Raw genomic sequence first — 20,486 nt, forward strand, 5'->3', positions numbered from 1 at the left:
TCCTTTCAGCTCGCCAGACGAGCAAGGTAGTCGTGGCTGCGGGCGACGGCGTCGAAGATGTCGGTCTCGCACTTGTCGAACTCGACCACCCGCCACGCATAGGGTGCGGCAGCCACGTACTCGGCAACCGCGAGACTCCCCTCGCCCAAGGCGACGTTCGCCGGACCACGCACACCGGGCCCGTCCTTGAGATGGAGCACCTTCACCCGGTCGCCGTACCGGCCAAGCAGTTCCAAAACATCAGCGCCACCGGCGGCGGCCCAGTACGTGTCGACCTCGAGGAACATTTCGTCATCAACCTGGTCCAGGAGCCGGTCGAGCGCATACTGCCCATCGATCCGGGTGAGCTCGTGATCGTGGTTGTGGTAGCCGAGACGGAGCCCTGCGGCCTGCGCGTACGGCAGGAGCCGGTTCACCTCGTCCGCGATCCGCTCGATCCCATCCCGGGTGCTGCGGTCCTCCTTCGGTCGTCCGCCGGGAACCACGGCCAGGTCCGTGCCGAGCGAGGCGATCGCCTCGAACACGGGGCCGGGTTCCGGATTGCCGACGGCGTCCCCTGCGTGGGCAGCGCAGACCTTCAGTCCAAGGTCCTCAATCAACGCACGAAGCCCGGCTGGGTCGTCCGTCGGGCGGTGCACCTCGATCGCGCCATAGCCCATGTCCGCGAGCTGTCGGAGCGTACTGGCCCGGTCTTCGGCCATCGCCTCGCGGACGGTGTACAACTGGATCGCGGGTAGGTGGGTCATCGAGAATGTTCTCCTCTGCTGCGGAATCGTGCTGCGGTGACGATGAGGGTCTGGCGCTCGGTCCTGCTGATCAGTCCGTCGTCGTGCCATTGGGTGGAGAGTGTCGTGACGGTGTCGACGAAGTCCCCGTGATCATCGAAAGGTTCTTCGTATTCGAGGACGTCCAGAAAGGTGCAGCCGTCGTCGCGCGCGGCGTTGACCACCCCGGTGTCCGTGCCGTCGAGCACGATGGCCTCGTCAGCCGTGTGCGTACCGCATGGCAGGTCGACGGTGTACACCGTGTGCTCGGAGCGGCTGGCGGAGATGACGACGACCCGTGCTCGCCGGTCATCGAGCGCCGCGGGCTCGACGTGGACAAAAGCGCCGGCGTGCCGGCTCTCAGCAGTGACTGCCGGGAACTCCTGCCCGGGGTCGAGCGGGACGACGTACTCGGTGGTCAGGGGATCGAACCCCGTCACGGTCACGCCGTCGACCTGCACGGTGGATGCGAGGGCGTCGTCTGACTCCGGCTCGGCCATCACCAGGCTGTCGATCCAGTACTGGCCGGGGGCCGCGCGCCACTCCACCATCGCGATCTCGTCAACCGCATGGCGGAACGGCACGTCGGTGACTAGGGATTCGCCGTCGAGGGCCAGATCAAAGGTCTGGCCCCCGGTATCGGTGGCTAGCTTGACCACATGCCACTGATTTGCCGAGTACGTTCCCAGGTGCCGCAACTGAGTTCCATCACCATTGATGAGCCGGATCGTGCCGTCTCCGACGAACCATAGGTGCATGGCCTGCTCAGCGGAGTCTTCCGACGTGAGCCTGACGATGAAGGGGGCATCGGTCTGTCCCGCACGAAAACGCATCAGGTAGTCCGTACGCCCGTCTCGTGCCGGAAGGGGTGCACGCACCACATAGTTGGTCGACGTCGCAGTCAGGGCAAGGCTGTTCCTGCCGTCATACCCGCCGTCTTCGACGACCGCCGTCCCGCGGGTGGGCGTCGCCTCCGTGACGGAGTCCGGCGTCTGACCGATCGGGTCGTCGATGAAGGTCAACTCGTGCAGCTGGGGCGGGACCCGCGCGTCGATGAACGCCTGAATCGCGGACTGCAGGTCGGAGATCGCGGCCAGCACGCGCCCCTCGGTCGCCCCGGAAGAGTCAGCCACACTCTCAGCAGCCGTGATCTCTGCCAGCAGGTCGGCCCGAGCCTGCGCCGGATAGTCACCCGCGGCTCTGCCTTTCGTGCTGGTCTCATACCGCGCCATCGCCACGGCAATCTCGTCCCGCAGTTCAGTTCGGGTCTGCGGGGTTGCAGGGGTAGGTTCCCCCGCCTCGATATACACGTCGCTGAAGACCGCTTCGCTGAGGACCGTTGAATCCGCGGAGGCGCTCCAGATGCCCACCTGCACGCTCCCGGAGAGGTCCAGCTCACGCTCGCCCATGCTGACCCAGGTATCGCCGTCGAGGTAGCTGCTGGTGACGGTGCCAGCCTGGTAGGTCAGGCGCATGGTGGCTGGGAAGGTCGTCGCCGGGTTGCCGGAGATGTTGGAGGTGGACCCGCCATCAGTCGAACGGATCCCGACCGGCATCGCGCCGGCAGGTCGGATGCGCGGCGACGCGGTCGCAGCGTCGGCGGCGACGTCGTTGCGGATCATCACACCGCCCATGGAAAACAGGTGCGCTTGCCGAACCGAACGCACAGTCGCAGTGACGGAGAACCCGTCCGGATAGTCCGCCAGGTCGAGCTCGCGATGGACGAAGAGCACACCGTCCTCGGTCCCCCACGCATCGCGGGCATTGCTGTTCAGGATCCATTCACCATCGTGGTGAGCCACATAGGTCTCCGGGGAGGCCCAGGTGCCCACGTCGGTGCGGTTCCAGCCAGCCGGCAAGGCGGTATCCTCCACAACCGCAACTAGCTCCTGCGTCTGGCGCACCACCCCGTTCCAGGTAGCCGACACCACAATCGGTGCCGCGCCTGGACCCACAGCAGTCACCGTGCCGTCCGCGGCGACGGTCGCGACGTCCGGCTCCCGGCTGGTGAACTCGTAGGTCACCTCGTTCGGGTCCATCGCTGTCCCGTCCGACCAGGTGGCTGTGGTGTCGAGCGTCGTGGTCGTCCCGATATCCAGGCCGAGTCCGCTCATCGATGCCGAGACAGACTCGATGACCCGGTCGTGAACACGCACCGTGGTTTCGCCGGACACGGAGCTTGCACCTGCCGAGTACGTGGCAGTGACGGTCGCCGTACCCGTTCCGACGGCGTCGATCCGCCCCTGGCTGTCGACAGTGATCACGTCGTCGTCGCTGACGTTGAAGGTGACCTCGCCTGCGTCCAGCAGGTGCACAGTGCCGGACGCATTCGTGGCGACCGGCCGAAGATCCGCCTGCTGACCGATCGCCAGATCGGCCGCCGAGGTGCGGAGCTCGATGCTGCTCACCTCATCGCCCACGTACACCGGGATCGTGCGTTGTTCCGTCTCGCTTCCGCTGGTGGCCGTCACAGTGACGGCGGTCGTCCCCTGCGCTTGTCCACTCACCTGCCCCTGTGAATCGACCGTGGCGATGGCCGCGTCGGCACTGCTGTAGGTGACGTTCGCGCCGTGCAGGAGAAGTCCGACGGCGTCCCGGGCCGCCACTGTCAGCGGGACGCTGCCGCCGATGGGCACGTCGGCGCGAGTGGGATTGCCGGCTGAGCTCACCTCAATACGATCGAGCGGTCCCGCCTCGAAGGAGGCATGGTCCGTTGTCCCGATGCGTGTGTAGTCCGCTTGCTGGAATCCCAGCTCGAAGGCGGGTGACTGCGGCGCTAGAACGAAGTCCTCGCCTGCACGGTCCCGGAACAGGGGATCAGCCGCCACGGAGGACTGGTCGTACCGGGAGTCAAGGAAGAACCGCCAGTCGTCCAGGTCGGATACGCCAGGGATTCCCCGTACTGCGTAATCGCCATCGGGATCGTAGAACAGGTTGAAATCCGATGCGAGCAGGTTCTCCTCCTCGAAGTTCTGGAACTCGTAGAAGGCCGCCCCGGGCGTCTCCACCACGATGATGTTGCGGTAGTACTCATGGTCGACGGCGTCATTGTTGCCGTGCTGAGACAGACGCATCCCGAAGCCCGACCCATACGTGCCGTCCTGGACGAGCACATTGTCGGTGACCACATTGCCAGGACCCTTGGCATGGATCGGACCGTACTCCGGACCGTTCGCCAGCGTGTCGGCACCGAACACAAGGTTCTGACGGACGATGGTGTCCTGCACATTGTTGTCAAGATAGACACCGAAAGCCTGACCCTTGGAGGAGCGGGCGGCCACCATGTCGTGGATGCGGTTCGCTTCCACCAGGTTGCCAGTACCCGCCGTGGTCAGTGTGATGCTGCCGGCGTCGTCACTGTCCTGCAGCACGCGCGAGATATCGTTGTAGCGGATCAGGTTGTCACGGCTCGTGAGCTGGTCACTCACGTGCGGTCCGCGGTTCCCCTTCATCCCGATGCCGTAGCGGGGCATATCGTGAATGACATTGTGCTCGATCGCGTTCTCGCCGCTCTGGTGCAGGAAGATCCCACCGCCGTGCCCAACGAGCACTCCGCCGTGATGGATGTAGTTATCGGCCACCGTGTTGCGCTTGTTGTCGTAGACCTGATTACCGGACTCGTCGAACGTTCCACTGATCGTGCCCATCAGGAGGACACCGTGATAGCCGAAGCCGCTGACCTCATTGCCGGAGACGGCGTTGTCGGTGGCCGAGAGGTGCATTGTCACAGCGCTGAATCCGGCGTTCTCCAGCACGTTGTCCGCAATGGTCACGTTCCGAGCGTTCTCCAGGTAGATGAGGGCAGGAGTGTTCGCAGGCGCCGGGCGGTTCCACTCGATGTCATGCGTCTCGCTGAACCGCTCGGCGAACCTTGACGTGCTCACTTCCAGCCCGGTCAGACTGACGTTCTGTACGGGCTGGTCCGGTCCGGAACCGGAGAGTTCGAACACCCGGTCCGTCGTCGGTGCGGTGATCGTTAGCTCCTCCACCGCAGACTCCGGCCAGTAGTAGAGGTAGCCCGCCAACTCGTCGAGGAAGAACTCCCCCGGGCTGTCGAGAGCTTCACGGAAGCCCTGGAGGTAGTACCGGCCGCCGCCACTGCGCAGCGTCTCGGACTCTAGGGTGACGAGGTTCTGGCTCGGATCGATCGATGCGATGGGTGCCGTATCTGCGAAGAAGGGGGTGCTCCACACGACCGCTTGCGCCCCTGGAACGACCTGCCAGTCCGGTAGGTCACCTGCGTCGGTCATGAAGGAGGTTCGCTCGCCGCCACCGTGACCATGGAGATAGCCGACGTCTGGGTACCGGGCCTTCGTCTGACGTGCGCCGTCGACAAAAAGCTGGTCGAAGCGCCACTGCCCACTCGCGACCTCCGGGAGGGAGGTCCGCACGATCTCCGGGTGGTCGGTACCTTCCCAGCTACCTGCAATCTCACGGGCACCGTGGATCCGCGCTACCTCCCCTGGCGCACTGGTCCAGAGCACCTGATGGCCGTCCCGCCCTGAGTCACGCTCGTCGAGCTCGAGCGGCTCGTCGCGGTAGTAGTCACCACCATGCACGATCACGCTGACGTCACCGTCCATCCCGTCCGAGATCGACCCCCGCACCAGGTCACGAGCCTGGTCGAGAGTCGCGACCGGATCGGTCGCCGTCCCGGAGGCCGCATCATCGCCGTCAGTGGCGACATGCACTTCCTCCACACCGCTCGCTTGAAGATCTGCACCCGCCATCGAAGCGGTCGCTGCAGAGAAGGTCAGGGCAAGGATCGTTGCACTTGCGAGGGTTGTGCGGCTCTTCATCGAACCATCTCCTCATATCTCAGGGTCGCCCGGTTGTCTGATAACCGGGCTAGTATGTCTTCTGTCGCCGTCCCAGGTCAAGCAGACAGCCCTGGGGTCCATTTGCGAGCGCGGGGACGAGCAACGCCTGCGACGACCCGCCACGCCGCCCTCGATGGCATCGGCTACTCAGCGCGGATCAGCAGACCGATCTCCGCCATCCCTGCACACCAGGTCCGTGTGACGCTGACAGTTGCGACCAGATCGGTCACGCACGACCGAAATCGAGTACTGCCACCCCAAAGGGCACAAGTTCGAGAACCCCGTTGACATGCGCGGCGTTCCAGACATCCTCGGCATCGCCTGAGACATGGACAGTCTGCACATCACTAGAGCCGTTGATGAGGAAGACCAGACGCCGCCTGTCGGATCGACGCTCCGCCACGTCCACCAGAGGTGGGGCTTCGACTCCTCTGATGGGTGGCAGTGCCACATCCTCGAACAGCCGCTCGAAGAAGGACGCATAGAAGTCAGGATCAGGGAAGGTCGCGATGGCCATCACCCGGCCGCCTCCTACGTGATTTTCCATCACGCAGGGCGTGCCCGCGAACCACGCGCCCTCGAAATCTCCGGCGGCGGTCGCACGCTCGAGTTGCGGGAGATCGGCATAGTGCCGACCACGGTACGTCCTTCCCGCCCAGCGGAACAGTACGACCTCACCGTGGGGAATGGTCACGTACTCGTCCCTGGTGCTACCGAGCAGTAGTTCCATCGTCGTCTGGATACGGCCATGATGAATACCCGCCTCCAGGTCGCGTACCCCAGTAAGGGGTAAGCACACAATGGTCCCCCCGTCCTGCACGAATCGGGTCAGCCGCTGAGCAAGATCCTCATCCATCAGCATCATCATGGGAAGGACGAGAACCTGATAGCGCTGCCACGCTCCATGCGGTGGCACGAGGTCCACATTTCGTCGTAGGTTGCGAATGGAGCTGAACAACGCACGGACCGTGTCCAGGTACATACTCGCAGGTCCGCGTTCTCCGATCTCATACTCAGCGAGCCACCGCGCCTGTGGGTCGTACATCACAGCTACATGGCTGATGACGCGCGTGTCCGTCAGAGAAGACGCGGTGATTCCGAGCCGTTGGCCCACCCTGCTGACCTCGTCATAGATCCGGCCAGGTCGGTCGGCGGCCGTCAGCACACTGCCTTGGTACTGCTCGAATCCCCGACCAAAGAAATTCCACCGGAAGAAGTACAGCCCATTGGCGCCGTGCGAAAGCGCATGCACGGCGAGACGTTCAACCTCACCGGGCTGTGGAGAGTTTCCAGACCTACCCGGAATTGCATGCGGCCCGTTGCGCAGCTCGAATATCTCGAAGCCGTCGTCCTTGTAACTTCGGCAGGCGGCGAGTGCGACCTCTAATCGGCGCCACTCGTCGCCGTACGGGGGGTAGTAGTTGGTACCCGCAACGTCTAGGTCTTTATAGAGTTCGTAGTAGTCGGTCGCGTTGTTGAAATCGCGCGAGTGATTTGGTGGTTGGGCGTTCGTAGTGATCACGGCATCTGGATGACCTGCTCGCACAGCCTGCGCATGCTCGGCCACAGTACCGACAGTGCTGGCCGATCGGAACCTGCGCCAGGCGAGCCAATGTCCAGGGTTTCGGCGCTCCTTGAGAGTCCGGCTTGGCGTAGGGATCTGTTCGAAGGCTGAGAACTCGAGTCCCCAGAAGACTGTTCCCCATGCCTCGTTGAGTTGACCGACGGAGGCGTACTGAACGGTCAACCAGGCTGTCCAGGTCTCGCGACAGACCTCACAGTGGCAGTCGACGTCGGCGCCATACTCATTGTCGAGGTGCCATGCCGCCACCGCCGGATGACTACCGAACTGACGTGCGAGCCACGTGGCGAGGGCACAGCCCGCCCGACGAAGTCGCGGATGGTTGACACAGAAGGTGTACCTCGCGCCATAGGCGAGCCTGGTCCCGTCCGAATCAACCGCCATGATCTCTGGCTCCTCCGATACGAGCCACGCTGGAGCCGTCCGCATCGGTGGCGAGAGCACGACGCCAATACCGGCTTCAGCGGCGAGATCGAGAAACTGTTCTAGCCAGTGGAAGTCGTAGTCTCCCGAACGGGGCTCCAATCTGCTCCAGGAGAATTCCGCGATTCGCACAGCGTTCATTCCTGCGCGCGCCATCAGGCCGAGATCTTGAGCCCATTCCTCTTGTGCGCGCTGTTCTGGATAATAGGCAGCACCGTACGTCACTCTTTCGGCCGTGGTGGACGGTTCCACAGTAATCACTATCCCTTCTCCGGTCTTCACAATTACAGATCGAGACATCAAGGACAAAGGCTCTGGCGTTCAGGAATCCGGCCCGACAACACTCATTTCCAGAAGGGTCGTCATCAGCCGTAGCGATCGACTCACGGAATCCGAACCGCGAACTCCTATCACCATGTCACCAGTTTGTCTGATAACCTGGCTAGTATGAAGTCGACGGGTACCTCAGGTCAAGGTGAGGTCGCAGGCCACCGGCAGCCCCGCACTGCCGTCGTGATGAACGAACACGCCTGGAGCAATGGCTTCGGAGCGGTGCAACAGCAACGTTTGCGGGCTGTGGCCGACCTCGGCGGCTATGGTTGCGTGAGTTCCCCGGACCAACTTCCCAAGGACTGGTTGCAGGTCGTCGAGGTCCTCATCACCGGGTGGGGCGCTCCGCAGTTGACCCATCACGTCCTGGACGCGACCCCGCGCCTTCGCCTGGTCGCCCACGCGGCCGGGTCCGTCAAGGCCATCGCCACACCGGAATGCCTGGACCGCGGGATCATCGTGACCTCGGCCGCGGCGGCGAACGCGATCCCTGTCGCCGAGTTCACGTTCGCCGCTGTCATCATGGCCGCCAAGCGCGTCTTCTCGACCATCGAGACGTTCCGCGCCCAACGCACCACGAAGACTCGTCCGACTGCATTGGCCTCGGCCTACGGACGCACGGTGGGGATCATCGGGTTCTCGCGCATCGGACGACGGGTGGTCGCCCTGCTTCGGAACCTGGGCGTGAACGTCCTGGTGGCCGATCCGTATGCGGACCGCCACGACGTGCATGACGCCGGGGCGGCTCTGGTCGAGCTCGACGACCTTCTTCGGCGAGCAGACATCGTCAGCGTCCATGCTCCGGCCACGCCGGCAACGCGCCACATGCTCGACGCCGAACGCCTCGCCCTCATTCCGGATGCCGGCACCGTGATCAACACCGCCCGTGGCAGCCTGATCGAACCGGCCGCCCTGGAACGCGAGTGCGTCAGCGGCCGCCTCTCGGCCATCCTCGACGTCACCGAGCCCGAGCCGCTCCCACCCGGGTCGCCGCTGTGGGACCTGCCGAACGTGACACTCACCCCCCATCTGGCCGGAGCCCAGACGACGGAGGTGCGGCGACTCGCGGACGCAGCACTGGACGAGCTGGCAGCGTTCGCACGAGGCGAGGCGCCCGTGCATCCGGTCCCCCTCGACGAGCTGGACCGCCTGGCCTGATCAGCTGACGGCTGATCAGCTGACCGCGGCGGTCGATGCTGCGGACAGGGCGTCGAGCACGGCTCGGACGCTTTCGAGGTTGACCAACTCGGGGTTGGCGACTGCGAGATCCAGCAGGGTGATGTCAGGCCCGACGGTGAGCAGCTCGTCACGGAGCGCTCCTGGGGCATGGCGCTGAATGACGGGTGCCGCCACCGGGTCGGCCGTCAGCTGGTGTACGGAGCTGTTCAGCCATCGGTAGTCCAGGACGCCGGGGGCGAGGCGGGCCAAGGCGTGCGCCACGCGTCGTTCGTGGCTCATCTCGGTCGCCTCCTGGACGGCACGGTCCCTGCCGCGGTGCGCTCGGAGCCAGTGCGGGGAACCGTCCAGATCCTCACCAGGCCGGGGAAGTCCCAGCCGGTCGAACTGCTCGTCCGGGGCGTCACTGCGGACCAGGAGGTCGTGCAGGAGGCCGATCATGCGGTGTTCGATCTCGGGGTCGGTGATGGGCGTCTGTTGCCGGGGGTCGGCGGTCAGGTCGAAGAGCAGGGTGCCGAAGCTGCAGGCGGGGTGGGCCTCGGCGGGAACACGCAGCGTCCGGAGCCCTTTCGTGAAGGTGAACGGTTCCGCGAGCTCGAGACCGGCGAGGTCGTCGACGCTGAACCGGCCTCTCATCCTCGTCGGCATGATCGTGTAGTCGTGGAGAGTCGCCTCACCGGCCGGGTCGTCGGGGGCTCGCATGTACACGTAGCGCCCGTCCGTGACGTTGACATGGGCTCCGAAGGACCCGAAGAGCCCGGCTTCACGGACCGGTTGATCCTCGGACACGGTGCGAGCGAGGGGGACACCCTGCATGTCCGGCGTCGACTCAAGGCCGAACCAGTCGAGCAGGGTGGGCGCGATGTCGATCGTCTGGACGAGGCTGGAGCGGCGCTCACCGTGGGCACCGGATCGCGGGTCCCACACGAAGAGCGGGGTGTGCACGAGCGAGTCATACCAGGGCATCACCAGCTTCGCCCACCAGCCGTTCTCACCGAGTAGATACCCGTGGTCGGTGCAGACGATCAGGAGAGTGTCGTCCCACATCTGGTTCTCGTCCATCACGTCGAGGACCCGCCCGAGCGACTCGTCGCACATCGACAGCAGCGCCGCATATTCGTAGCGGGCGTGAGCGACCTGGTCGCCGGGTTCGGCGACCGGGGCGTAGGACGGCCAGTCGAACTCCGGGCCGTCGTACTCGTGCGGGTAGAGGTCCTTGTAGGGCTTGTGCGAGAAGAACGGCTCGTGCGGGTCGAATGTCTCCAGCTGCAGGAACCAGCCGTCCTCGTTCTTGTTGGTGTCGATGAACTCCAGGCCTGCGTCGAAGGTGCGGGTCTGGGGTGGTCGGCCTCCGTCACGAGGTACTCGCGGTTGATCCGGTCCTGGCGACGTTTGGGCGGCTTGTCCCCGGTGGGGATGCCATCCACACCACCGACATGCCCCTTCCAGGGGTCGCCCTCCTGCCCACGGAAGAACTCCCAGCTGTTGTACCGGGTGTGAAAGGTGGCCCCGCCGTCTTCGAAGTAGTGCTGGTGATCGGTGACCAGGTGGGTGTAGATGCCGTGCTCCTTGAGGAGTTCGGGCATGGAGTCGTCGAAGGGTTCGAGCGGGCCCCAGGAGCGGTGCAGGAAGTTGTGCCGTCCGGTGTGCAGCTCCCGCCGGGCCGGCATACACGGGAGACTGCCGGCGTAGCAGCGGTCGAATGTCACTGTACGTTCGGCGAGGCGCTGAAAGTTCGGTGTGTGCGTCCAGTCAGTCCCGTACGGTTCCAGGAAATGCCGGTTGAGGCTGTCGAACATGACGACGATGGCTCTCATGGCGGTGTGGTCACCCTTCATAGTCTTCGAGCGGGTCCCAGTCCGGGAATGTGAAGGCCTCCATGCTGTCAATAGCTCCTGCTGCGATCTTCTCGTCGATGAGTTGCGTGACTGCCTCGTCGTATTCAGCAGCTGTCGCGGCAAAGTCGGATTCGGTGACGATCGCGTTCACGTACAGCTCTGCCGGCGCGGGCCGAGGGGCATCGGCGACCAGGGTGTCGTAGAAGGTGTCGGCCTCCGGCGAGCGACGAGACGGGGATGGCCGCTGGCGCACGAGGTCTTGGGCGATCTCTCGTATGGCAAGAGTGTCCTGGTCGACATCGATCCCGTCATAGACACCCGGCATGATGGAGATCCGCTGTTCCTCCAGAAATCCAGCGCGTTGGTACTCGACAGACCCGTAGAAGTCCATGAGGCGCCAGGCCGCCTCCGGGTCACGCACCTCGGCACTCATCATCCACCACGGGAGCACAGTGTCGGCGGGTGCCCGCGAGCCAGATCGCCCGGCGTCCGGCACAGGCGGCCGGGCGATCCCCAGATTGAGGTCAGGGTTGGCCTGCCGCAGTTGGGCCGCATGAAAGATCGGAAAGATGTACATGCCGAGTCGGCCCGAGGCCATCTGCTGGATGGCATCGGACGGCGCCCACGTCTCCCACCCCGGCGTGAACGACCCTTGGCGATTCATGGCCTGGAGCAACTCCACTGTTTCCACTAGCGACGGTTCGGACATCGCCGGTTCGCCGGTCAGCAAGCTGATGGGGGTTTCCGCATCATCGCGGTAGTGCTGGGGACCGGCCAAGTTCTGCAGGATCTGGAACGACGCAATGTTCGCGCCCACGAGCGCGGTACCGTAAACGGCATTGTTGCCGTCGGTGCTGATCTTCGCAGCAATCTCGCGAAACTCCGACCACGTCTCAGGCGGCCCGGAGAATCCGAAACGTTCGAGGATGTCGACGTTGTAATACAACATACGCGAGCCATTGGCAAAGGTGTCCGCTCGCGGGACGCCGTACGCTTCCCCGTCCACGTACAGTGCGCTCGCGCCGTCGTACACCCAATGGGGGAACCTGCTCGCGAACTCGTCCGTGATGAACTCGGTGACCGGACGAACCCATCCGCGTTCGAGTGCGCTGCGCAGGTGGACTCCCTGACCCGCAGAGTGGCGGAACACGTCGGGGATGTCCTCACCTCCCGTGAACGCGAGTTGCATGGCGTTGGCAAACTGCTCCGGCGGAAGGACCTGCAGTTCAACACCGATGTCCGGGTTCCGCCGACCGAACGCTTCCAACTGTGCGCGTTCGAAAGCCTCCGTCTCAGGTCCGGACTGAACGGTCCAGACTCGAACCGTTCCGGTACCAGCGCTACCGCCGCTACTGTCGTTCGTCGAACTCATGCCCGAACATGCTGCGGTCAGCCCGGCTAGGCCGAGCGCCCCGGCGGCACCAAGTACCGTTCGCCGGCTCATCGACGTCGTGAAACTCGTTTCGCCGCCCGCGGGCATCTGATCGTCGGGTCGTAGAAACTCAGTACTCCAGTCGTTGGATTGCATCATTGCTTCCCTCTCTTCGGTGCCCACCCACAGCGGGCATGGTGCGCCCAACCTCTCTGTCAGGCCACGCTGATCCGCGGCATCGGCATCGGCTCCCGCCCCATCTCGGCCCAGACGAAGCGCAGCAGCAGGTCGGACTTGATGGCCGCATGGTCTGGGTCGTCCCACCGGTTGTGGAACTCGCCAGGATCGCGCTCAAGGTCGAACAGCTCGCCGTACTCGCGGCCGTGGTAGACGGTGATCTTGTACCGGTCTTCGATGTAGGTGCGCAGGTTGACCGTGGTCGGCTCATGATGGAACTCGCACAACACGTGCTCACGTGCCGACTCCACTTCCCCCGACCAGACGGCCTTCTGGCTCACGCCGGTCATCTCGGCCGGCACGTCCTCACCGATCATGTCCAGCACAGTCGGCGCGTAGTCGACCAGGGACTGCAGTGCCGAGGTCTGGTGACCACATGCGATCCCCGGGCCGCGCGCCAGCAACGGGACCCGCAGCAGGTCCTCGTAGTGGAACGGCCGCTTCGCCTGGAGCCCGTGCTGGCCAAACAGGTGCCCGTGGTCGGTGCTGAACACCACGATCGTGTTCTCCGCCAGTCCGAGCCGGTCGAGCTCGTCCAAGATCTTGCCCACGTAGGCATCGAGCATGCTCACCATGCCGTAGTAGGTCGCGACCAGACGCCGTCGCTCAGCCTCGTCCCGCAGGTGGGACTCGAACCCGTGGATCCTGTGCCCGGTCTCCTCCCACTCACTAAAGTCCGGCTCCTGCGTGCGCACCAGCCCGAAGTGCGGGGCATTGCGCTCGTGCTCCCCCTCGATCCCATCCGGGATGGTGATCTTGTCCGGGTCGTACATCCGGTCCCACGGCTCGGGCACCAAGTACGGCGGGTGCGGATCGAAGAAGCTCGACCACAGGAAGAACGGCTCACCGGCCCGCTGATAGTTCTGCAGCAGCGCGTTCGTACGCTCGGCGATCCAGGTGTTGTAGTGCAGCTCCTCGGGGATCGGCCACGTGTGCTGGACCTCGTGGGGCATGGTCCCTGTAGGCGCTCGGAAGTACTGCTTCCAGTCGTCCCCGCACTTCTCGGTCAGCCAGACTCCGTAGTGCTGACCCACGTGCGACTCGGCCGTATGGTTCCGGGCGAGTTCGATGTGGTCGAAGCCGTAGTACGGGCCGTGGAAGTCACGCCAGTAGTCGAGGTCCTGCAGCAGCGGGTACGCCTCCTGGGACGGGTACTCCTCCGTGCTCCGCAACGGCTGGAAGTGCGCCTTGCCGACCAACGCCGTCCGATAGCCCCGCTCGCTGAGGTGAGCGCCGATTGTGGGCTCGGACTCAGGCAGGCTCGTGCCCAACGTCCACGCGCCGTGCTCGCTCGGGTACTTGCCCGTGATCAGCGACGCTCGTGTGGGTGTGCACGTCGGGTTCGGGCAGTACGTCCGCGAGAACGCTGCCCCCTCCTGAACCAACCGATCCAGATTCGGCGTGTGGATCTCGGAGTTGAACGCCCCGATCGTGTCCCAGTGTTGCTGATCGCTGGTAATCAGGAGCACGTTCGGACGGCTCACAGTTCGACTCCTCGTTGTCGACCACATAACATCCAGCAAGTGTACGTGTTACCCAGTTACCAGACAAATATGCGCCGGCGCTGTGTCCCACAATGTCCCTATGGCCACCCAGTACCCCGAGATCACCGACCGCCTGCGTCGTTTCATCGAGGCTCAGCATCTGTACTTCGTCGGCACCGCAGCCCGCGACGGGCGGGTGAACGTCTCCCCCAAGGGCCTGGACTCGTTGCGGATCGTCTCCCCGACCCGGGTGGTGTGGCTGAACGGCACGGGCAGTGGCAACGAGACCGCGGCTCACCTGCTGGACACCCCGCGGATGACGGTGATGTTCTGTTCCTTCGAGCGAGCGCCGATGATCCTGAGGCTGTACGGCACCGCCCGCGCCGTGCACGAACCGGACGCCGAATGGGACGAGCTCTACGGCCTCTTCCCGCCGATGCGCGGAGCCCGGAACATCTTCGTGCTCGACATCGACCTGGTGCAGACCTCCTGCGGGTACGGGGTGCCCTTCTACGAGTTCGAGAGTGAACGGCCATTGATGGACTCCTGGGCCGCGAAGAAGGGCGAGGACGGCCTGGTCGAGTACCAGCAGACCAAGAACCGGGCCAGCATCGACGGCTTCCCTACGGGGCTACCTCCGGCCTGACCGGAGCACCGGACGCCGTCGGGCACCATAGGGTTCATGGTCACCGATGCCCGTTCACCCGAATCCCCTGCCCCACCGAACATCGTGCTCGTGCTCGTCGACGATCTGGGCTGGGCGGATCTGGACTGCTACGGCAGCAGTTTCTACGAGACTCCGGTCCTGGACCGTCTCGCCACCCAGGGCGTGCGGTTCACCGACGCCTACGCGGCCGCACCGGTGTGCTCGCCCACCCGGGCGAGCCTGCTCTCGGGCAAGTACCCCGCACGCGTGGGTGTCACCCAGTACATCGGAGGCCACGCCGTCGGGAAACTCCAGGACGTGCCCTACTTCGCCTGCCTACCCACCAGCGAATACTCCCTGCCCCGCGCCCTACGCGACGGCGGCTACCAGACCTGGAACGTGGGCAAATGGCACCTCGGCTCCACTCCGCACACCCTCCCCGAGGCGCACGGCTTCGACATCAATATCGGCGGCACCGGCAAGGGACAACCACCCCAGGGCTACTTCTCCCCCTACGGGCTGCACACCTTGCCCGACGGACCAGACGGGGAATACCTCACCGACCGACTCACCGACGAAGCCATCGGCCTGATCGAAGGCGCCGGAGACCGCCCCTACTTCCTGCACCTGGCCCACTACGCCGTCCACACTCCGATCCAGGCACCGGCCGAGCTGGTGGCCAAGTACCAGGCCAAGGCCGCCCGGCTCGGCCTGGACAGGTGCGAAACCTTCGCCGACGGCGAGCAGCACCCCGCCTGGCACAAGCAGCCCGAACGCGTGCGCCGCCGGCTCCTGCAGTCCGACCCCACCTACGCCGCGATGGTGGAGAACCTCGACACCAACATCGGCCGCCTCCTGGCCGCGGTCGAGGGCACCAACACGATCGTCATCTTCACCTCCGACAACGGCGGCCTCGCCACCGCAGAAGGCTCACCCACCTGCAACGCACCCCTGGCCGAAGGCAAGGGATGGACCTACGACGGCGGCCTACGCGTGCCGCTCCTGGTGCACTGGCCCGAGGTGGTCACCCCGGGCGTCACCACCGAGCCGACCACCACCCCCGACCTCTACCCCACCCTCCTCGAAGCAGCCGGCCTCCCCGCCCACCCGGAACAACACACCGACGGCGTATCCATCCTGCCCCTGCTGCGCGGCGAACCCTTCGAACGCGGACCCATCCACTGGCACTACCCGCACTACGCCAACCAAGGCGGAACACCCTCGGCCGCCGTCCGCGAAGGCCCCTGGAAACTCGTGGAGTTCTTCGAAGACGACCGGGTCGAGCTCTACAACCTGGACTCCGACATCAGTGAGCGGCACGACCTCGCCCACCTGCCCGAACACGCGGCACTACGCGACCGCCTCCGCACCCAGGTACACCACATGCGCGAGGACATGGGCGCCCTGGTGCCGGCACCAAACCCTCGTGCGCGGGTCGATGCGTAGCGCGATGACGAACGTCCGGACAAAACGTTCGCACGATCACAGCGGCTGCGCGTAGCCTCGTACCGCCGCCGGGAAACACCCCGTGCGGAACGAAGAGAGGATTCGATGGGACGCCGAACGTCGGGAGCCGAGGTGGCCGCCATGGCCTGCTCCAGGCTGGCCCGTCCCCGCGCCCACCGCTGAGATCGATCCGGCGGTGACGGCGCGGCGCTGAGCCATGCCCACCGACTGGAGAAGACCCTCATGAATCCCCTGACCGAGAAGAAGATTCGTCGCGCCTTCGTCAACGCCACCCGCGGCGAGGCCAATCGCGCCGTACTCCCCGACCTCGACGCCGTCCGCTGGGACCGCCTGGAATACCTGGGCTGGCGCGACCCGAAGGCGCCACTCAATGCCTACGTCGTCCTCGAGCTGGACGAGGCTCCGACCGCCCTGCTGCTGCGCGCGCCCGAACCGGGCGGCCGCCGTCGGAAGGCGATGTGCGCCTGGTGCGAGGACATCGTGGCCGTGGACGACGTGAGCCTCTACGTGGCCCCTCGCGCGGGCGCAGCCGGGCGCCGCGGCGACACCATCGGGACCCTCGTGTGCACCGATTTTGCCTGCTCGAAGAACGTCCGACGGCGTCCCACCCGTACCGAGGCGAGTACCGACGCCGATCGGGAACGGTTCGTCGCGAACCGGGTGGCGGGCCTGCGGGAGCGGTCGGTGCGGTTCGCGGCCGAGGTGTGCCGCACGCGGTGACGCATCGCCGCAAACTGTCACGGCGCCGACTCCCGTACCGCCAGCGTGTACGGCGCGGTGACCTGGACAGGGGCGCGCGTTCGGGTCGCGCGCTGACGTTCGTCGATCAGTTCGAGCGCGCGTCGCGCGATGTGGGCCATGTCGGGGGCGATCGAAGTGATGCTCGGGGTGGAGTAGGCAGCGTCCTCGGAGTCGTCGAATCCCACGATCGCCACATCGCTGGGAACGTGCACACCGTGGGTGAGCAGGGCGCGAGCAGCGCCGAGAGCGAGCTCGTCGTTGAAGCCGACGATCGCGTCGAACGGCACGCCACGATCCAGGAAGTCGAGCATGGCCCGCTCCCCCGCGTCCCGATGCCACGGCCCCGCCGGGACGAGGAGGCGATTGTCCAGCTGCAGACCGTATGAGGCCGCCGCCGCTCGGCAGCCTCGCACTCTCGCCGCCGAGACCGGGCTGCTGCCAAGCCCGAGGAGCACCACCTGCCGGCGACCAGCGGCGAGCAGGTGCTCCATCGCCGTCCGTGCGGCGTCAGCATTACTGATGGTGATGTGGTCCACGGACGCTCCGCTGACGTTCTCCCCGAGCAGCACGAACGCACCGCTCGCGGAGAGCTCGGGCAGGTCGCCTTCGCTCATCCCCTGCGCCACCATGATCACGCCGTCAGCCAGCCCGCGGGCTGCCGCCACGATCTCCAGCTCGCGCTCTCGCCGCCCACGCGTCATCTGCACGAGGATGTTCACGTCACGCTCTGCGCCGGCATCGATGAGCTGTTCGGCGAGCTCGGCGAAGTAGTTCACGCGAAACTCCGGCACGGCCAGCACCACCTGCCCGCGACGGCCGGTCCGCAGCTGCCGTGCTGCGGTGTTGACCTGGTAGCCGAGCCGGTCGATCGCGGCCTCCACCCGTCCCCGCGTCTGAGACTCCACCTTCTTCGCGCCGGTCAGGACGTTCGAGACCGTCTTGATCGACACCCCTGCGTCCGCTGCCACCTCGCGCATCGTCACGCGAGGTGTCACCTGGGCCGATTCAGAAGATGTTGGACGCCGAGAGGTGCTTCCCAGCACAGTCGGTGCCGTGGAGAGCTCCAACCGGGGGCCACCGCACTGACCGTGTAGCGCCGCCAGCACCCGCACCATCGCCTGCCACTGGCCCACGCTGTGGCAGCGGTACACACCCAGCGCGGCCACCCCGGGAGTCACGAGCAGTTCGCAGTCATCGTGCCCGCGCAGGAACGCGTGCAACAACTCCGGGTCCCTCGCACCATGGGCAGCTGACTCAAGCAGCTCAGGCAACGCAGCCACCGGATCCGCACGCCCGCTCTCCACGTCCGCAGGTCCGAGCCCCTGGTCGCCAGGACCTCGCCGCGCCGGCACGCTCCGTCGCTCGTTCCGACTCCGGAATGCCGCCACGCCGAACGGCCCGGCCGCGTGGATCCCCACCAGTTCAACCTTCGCGGCGTGGATCGGCGGTGCCGATCCCAGCCGCACGGCACCGCCGTCCACGGGTGTGAACCCGTGCGCGCGCCACGCTCGTGACACGGTCGCCGGACTGACGTCCAGGTGCGCAGCGAGGGAACGTGAGCTCCAGCGCTTGCCGTGCGGCGCGGGCACGAGCGCCGGCTGCACGGCGGCCCACGGATCGATCACTGCAGGGCGCCCGGAGCGGTCCCGATCATCCAGCCCGGCCAGGCCGGACTCCTCGTATCGCCGACGCCACGTCACCACACTCTGTCGCGAGACGGCCAGGCGCTGCGCGATCTCGGTGTGCGAACAACCCTCCGCGGCAAGCAGGACAGCGCGGGCACGCAGCGCCTGTGCGGTCCGCCCGCTCTCGGCCAGCTCCCGCACCCGGTCATGCTCCCCTGGTCTGATGACCAGGGTCGACGCTCGGGTCACCACAGCCCTCCTGTCGTCCAGCCATTACTGACACAGTTCATCCTGGATCAGGCTAGCAAGCGGCACAATCGAAGCCGCTCCATCACGCCACACAGGACGCGTCGATGATCCACAATCGATAGTTCCACTGCAGTTCCACTCGATACGGCAGACCCTCACAGCACCCAGTCAGCACCGTTGACCACTCATCTCGGCATGACTACCGTCCACCGGTACAACGATGTACCCATCGAAGGAGATTCCATGATCACCCCGAGCCGACGCACCGTCCTCGGTGCTTCCGCCGCTGCTGCGCTGGCTGCGGCCCTGGCCGGTTGCAGCCGCTCCTCCACCTCTGACACCAGTGAATCCGGCACTGCCGGCGGATCCGAGTCCGGCGGTACCAGCGGGCCGCTGCAATGGTGGGACCACTTCCAGCCGCTCGAGGGCGCCATGCAGGGAGTATTCGACACCTGGGCCGATGCTGGTGGCGGCGAGGTGGAACGCACGGTCTACAACCCGAACGAAATGGGGCAGGCGCTCCAGCTCGCGCTCGGCAGCGACCAGATGCCCGCCGTGTTCAGCAACTTGACCGGGATCCCACCGAACGCGCTCGTGGACCAGGAGCTGATCACACCGGTCACACTGGACGCCGATGCCCAAGCCGCGACCGACGGACGACTGTTCGAGGGCGTCCACACCTTCGGCGGCGAGGTATACGCGGTGCCGATCTTCACCCACCAGCAGCACTCGAGCCTGAGCTGGTTCGACGCTGATGCCTATGAGGCGGCCGGTGGTGACCCGCAGGCGACAGGTGTGTCCTGGGACGACTTCCGTGCGGTGTGCCGGGCGATCACCGACTCCGGCCAACCCGCCTGGGTCGGCACTCTCGCCTTCACCGGTCGGCTCGAGGAGCAGCTCGTCGACCTCGCGCAGGGCGCGGGTGCGAACCTGGCGTTCAACACCGCAGGGGTGGGTGCCGCGGAAGTCACCGACGCTGCGACCGGTGAGTACCTCTACCACGGCGATGGGTTCCTCGACGCACTCGAGTTTCTCAAGTCGCTGATCACCGACGGTGTGATGCTGCCGGCCTCCACATCGTTGGACGCACTCGAGGCCCGCGCCCGCTGGGCGGCCGGGGAGGCCGCGATCTTCTTCGACGGCCCCTGGAACGCCGGCGTGCTTGCTGGTCAGTTCCCGGAATTCCTCCCCCACGTGGCGGTGACCAATCTGCCCACGCCCGACGGCGCCGGCGTCACTGCCCGCGGACCCTCAGCAGGTCAGTTCTGGCAGTCCGCTGCCTCGGGGCGCCCCGAGGACGTCAGTGCACTATTCTCCCTACTCGCTCAGCCGGACTTCGCGCAGGCCCTGGCGTTGAACATGGACCAGCCGCCCGCAGACCTGTCCGTCGTCGCCGAGGCCGACGTGGACCCGGTCTACACCCGCGCGATCGAGATCTTCTCCCAGCAGTGCCACCTCGCCCCTAGCCCGGCCGTGCGCAATCCAGGCGTCGGCGCGGTGATCGCCCAGATGGAGGAGGTGCGCCCCACCCTCGGCGAGATCGTTCAGGGCTACCTCGGTGGCGATATCGACAACGCGCGCGACGCGCTGAGCACCTTCAGCGACTCCCTCACGGCCGAGCGCGACCGTGCGCTGGACGTCGTGACCGGCGAGGGTGTCGAGGTCTCCCTCGACGACTGGGTGTTCGCCGACTACCAGCTCGGCACCGACTTCACCCCGGAGCAGTACTGAC

General features: G+C 65.7%; 12 protein-coding genes and 1 pseudogene. 5 read left to right on the forward strand and 8 right to left on the reverse strand.

Translation table 11 applies throughout. The annotated features are described in order from the left end of the window. Positions 1-5: 5 nt before the first annotated feature. The 3 genes from BLU77_RS09825 to BLU77_RS09835 form a co-directional block, all read right to left on the reverse strand. On the reverse strand, positions 6-746 hold the full coding sequence (locus BLU77_RS09825; protein ID WP_089772762.1) for a sugar phosphate isomerase/epimerase family protein: 741 nt from the start codon (positions 744-746) through the stop codon (positions 6-8). Beyond that, positions 743-5,563: an Ig-like domain-containing protein gene (locus tag BLU77_RS09830; protein ID WP_089772763.1), complete on the reverse strand. Its 4,821-nt coding sequence runs from the start codon at positions 5,561-5,563 to the stop codon at positions 743-745. The genes BLU77_RS09825 and BLU77_RS09830 overlap by 4 nt, the downstream gene beginning before the upstream one ends. A gap of 247 nt (positions 5,564-5,810) precedes the next feature. Then, a complete protein-coding gene (locus BLU77_RS09835) occupies positions 5,811-7,841 on the reverse strand; it encodes a beta-galactosidase (protein ID WP_175477018.1) in 2,031 nt (676 codons plus the stop codon). 195 nt (positions 7,842-8,036) lie between these two features. On the opposite strand from BLU77_RS09835, the gene BLU77_RS09840 reads away from it, so the two are divergent. Continuing rightward, complete coding sequence (locus tag BLU77_RS09840; protein WP_245708752.1) at positions 8,037-9,077, forward strand: hydroxyacid dehydrogenase; 1,041 nt, start codon at positions 8,037-8,039, stop codon at positions 9,075-9,077. A gap of 15 nt (positions 9,078-9,092) precedes the next feature. On the opposite strand, the gene BLU77_RS09845 is transcribed toward BLU77_RS09840, so the two are convergent. From BLU77_RS09845 to BLU77_RS09855, 4 genes and pseudogenes are all read right to left on the reverse strand, one after another. After that, positions 9,093-10,769: a sulfatase gene (locus BLU77_RS09845; protein WP_281242095.1), complete on the reverse strand. Its 1,677-nt coding sequence runs from the start codon at positions 10,767-10,769 to the stop codon at positions 9,093-9,095. Then, positions 10,673-10,933 (reverse strand): annotated as a pseudogene (locus BLU77_RS22910) (sulfatase-like hydrolase/transferase); the annotation flags it as partial. The pseudogene BLU77_RS22910 and the gene BLU77_RS09845, both read right to left, overlap by 97 nt. Beyond that, positions 10,923-12,461, reverse strand: a complete 1,539-nt coding sequence (locus tag BLU77_RS09850; RefSeq protein ID WP_175477019.1) for an ABC transporter substrate-binding protein — start codon at positions 12,459-12,461, stop codon at positions 10,923-10,925. The gene BLU77_RS09850 and the pseudogene BLU77_RS22910, both read right to left, overlap by 11 nt. 59 nt (positions 12,462-12,520) lie before the next feature. After that, on the reverse strand, positions 12,521-14,026 hold the full coding sequence (locus tag BLU77_RS09855) for a sulfatase family protein (RefSeq protein ID WP_217632395.1): 1,506 nt from the start codon (positions 14,024-14,026) through the stop codon (positions 12,521-12,523). A gap of 100 nt (positions 14,027-14,126) precedes the next feature. Here BLU77_RS09855 and BLU77_RS09860 point away from each other — a divergent pair, with 100 nt between their 5' ends. The 3 genes from BLU77_RS09860 (at position 14,127) to BLU77_RS09870 (ending at position 16,859) form a co-directional block, all read left to right on the forward strand. Continuing rightward, on the forward strand, positions 14,127-14,672 hold the full coding sequence (locus BLU77_RS09860; RefSeq protein ID WP_089772768.1) for a pyridoxamine 5'-phosphate oxidase family protein: 546 nt from the start codon (positions 14,127-14,129) through the stop codon (positions 14,670-14,672). Between the two features lie 36 nt (positions 14,673-14,708). Further along, positions 14,709-16,118: a sulfatase gene (locus BLU77_RS09865; protein ID WP_089772769.1), complete on the forward strand. Its 1,410-nt coding sequence runs from the start codon at positions 14,709-14,711 to the stop codon at positions 16,116-16,118. A 243-nt stretch (positions 16,119-16,361) separates the two neighbouring features. Continuing rightward, on the forward strand, positions 16,362-16,859 hold the full coding sequence (locus tag BLU77_RS09870; RefSeq protein WP_089772770.1) for an FBP domain-containing protein: 498 nt from the start codon (positions 16,362-16,364) through the stop codon (positions 16,857-16,859). Positions 16,860-16,876: 17 nt separating this feature from the next. On the opposite strand, the gene BLU77_RS09875 is transcribed toward BLU77_RS09870, so the two are convergent. Next, positions 16,877-18,754 (reverse strand): substrate-binding domain-containing protein, encoded by a 1,878-nt coding sequence (locus BLU77_RS09875; RefSeq protein ID WP_139177717.1) that lies wholly within the window; start codon positions 18,752-18,754, stop codon positions 16,877-16,879. Between the two features lie 243 nt (positions 18,755-18,997). Here BLU77_RS09875 and BLU77_RS09880 point away from each other — a divergent pair, with 243 nt between their 5' ends. Continuing rightward, entirely contained in the window at positions 18,998-20,485 is a 1,488-nt protein-coding gene (locus tag BLU77_RS09880; protein ID WP_175477020.1) for an ABC transporter substrate-binding protein, read from the forward strand. Position 20,486 lies beyond the last annotated feature (1 nt).

Origin of the sequence: Ruania alba (genome assembly GCF_900105765.1) — a bacterium.
GTDB classification, from domain to species: Bacteria; Actinomycetota; Actinomycetes; order Actinomycetales; family Beutenbergiaceae; genus Ruania; species Ruania alba.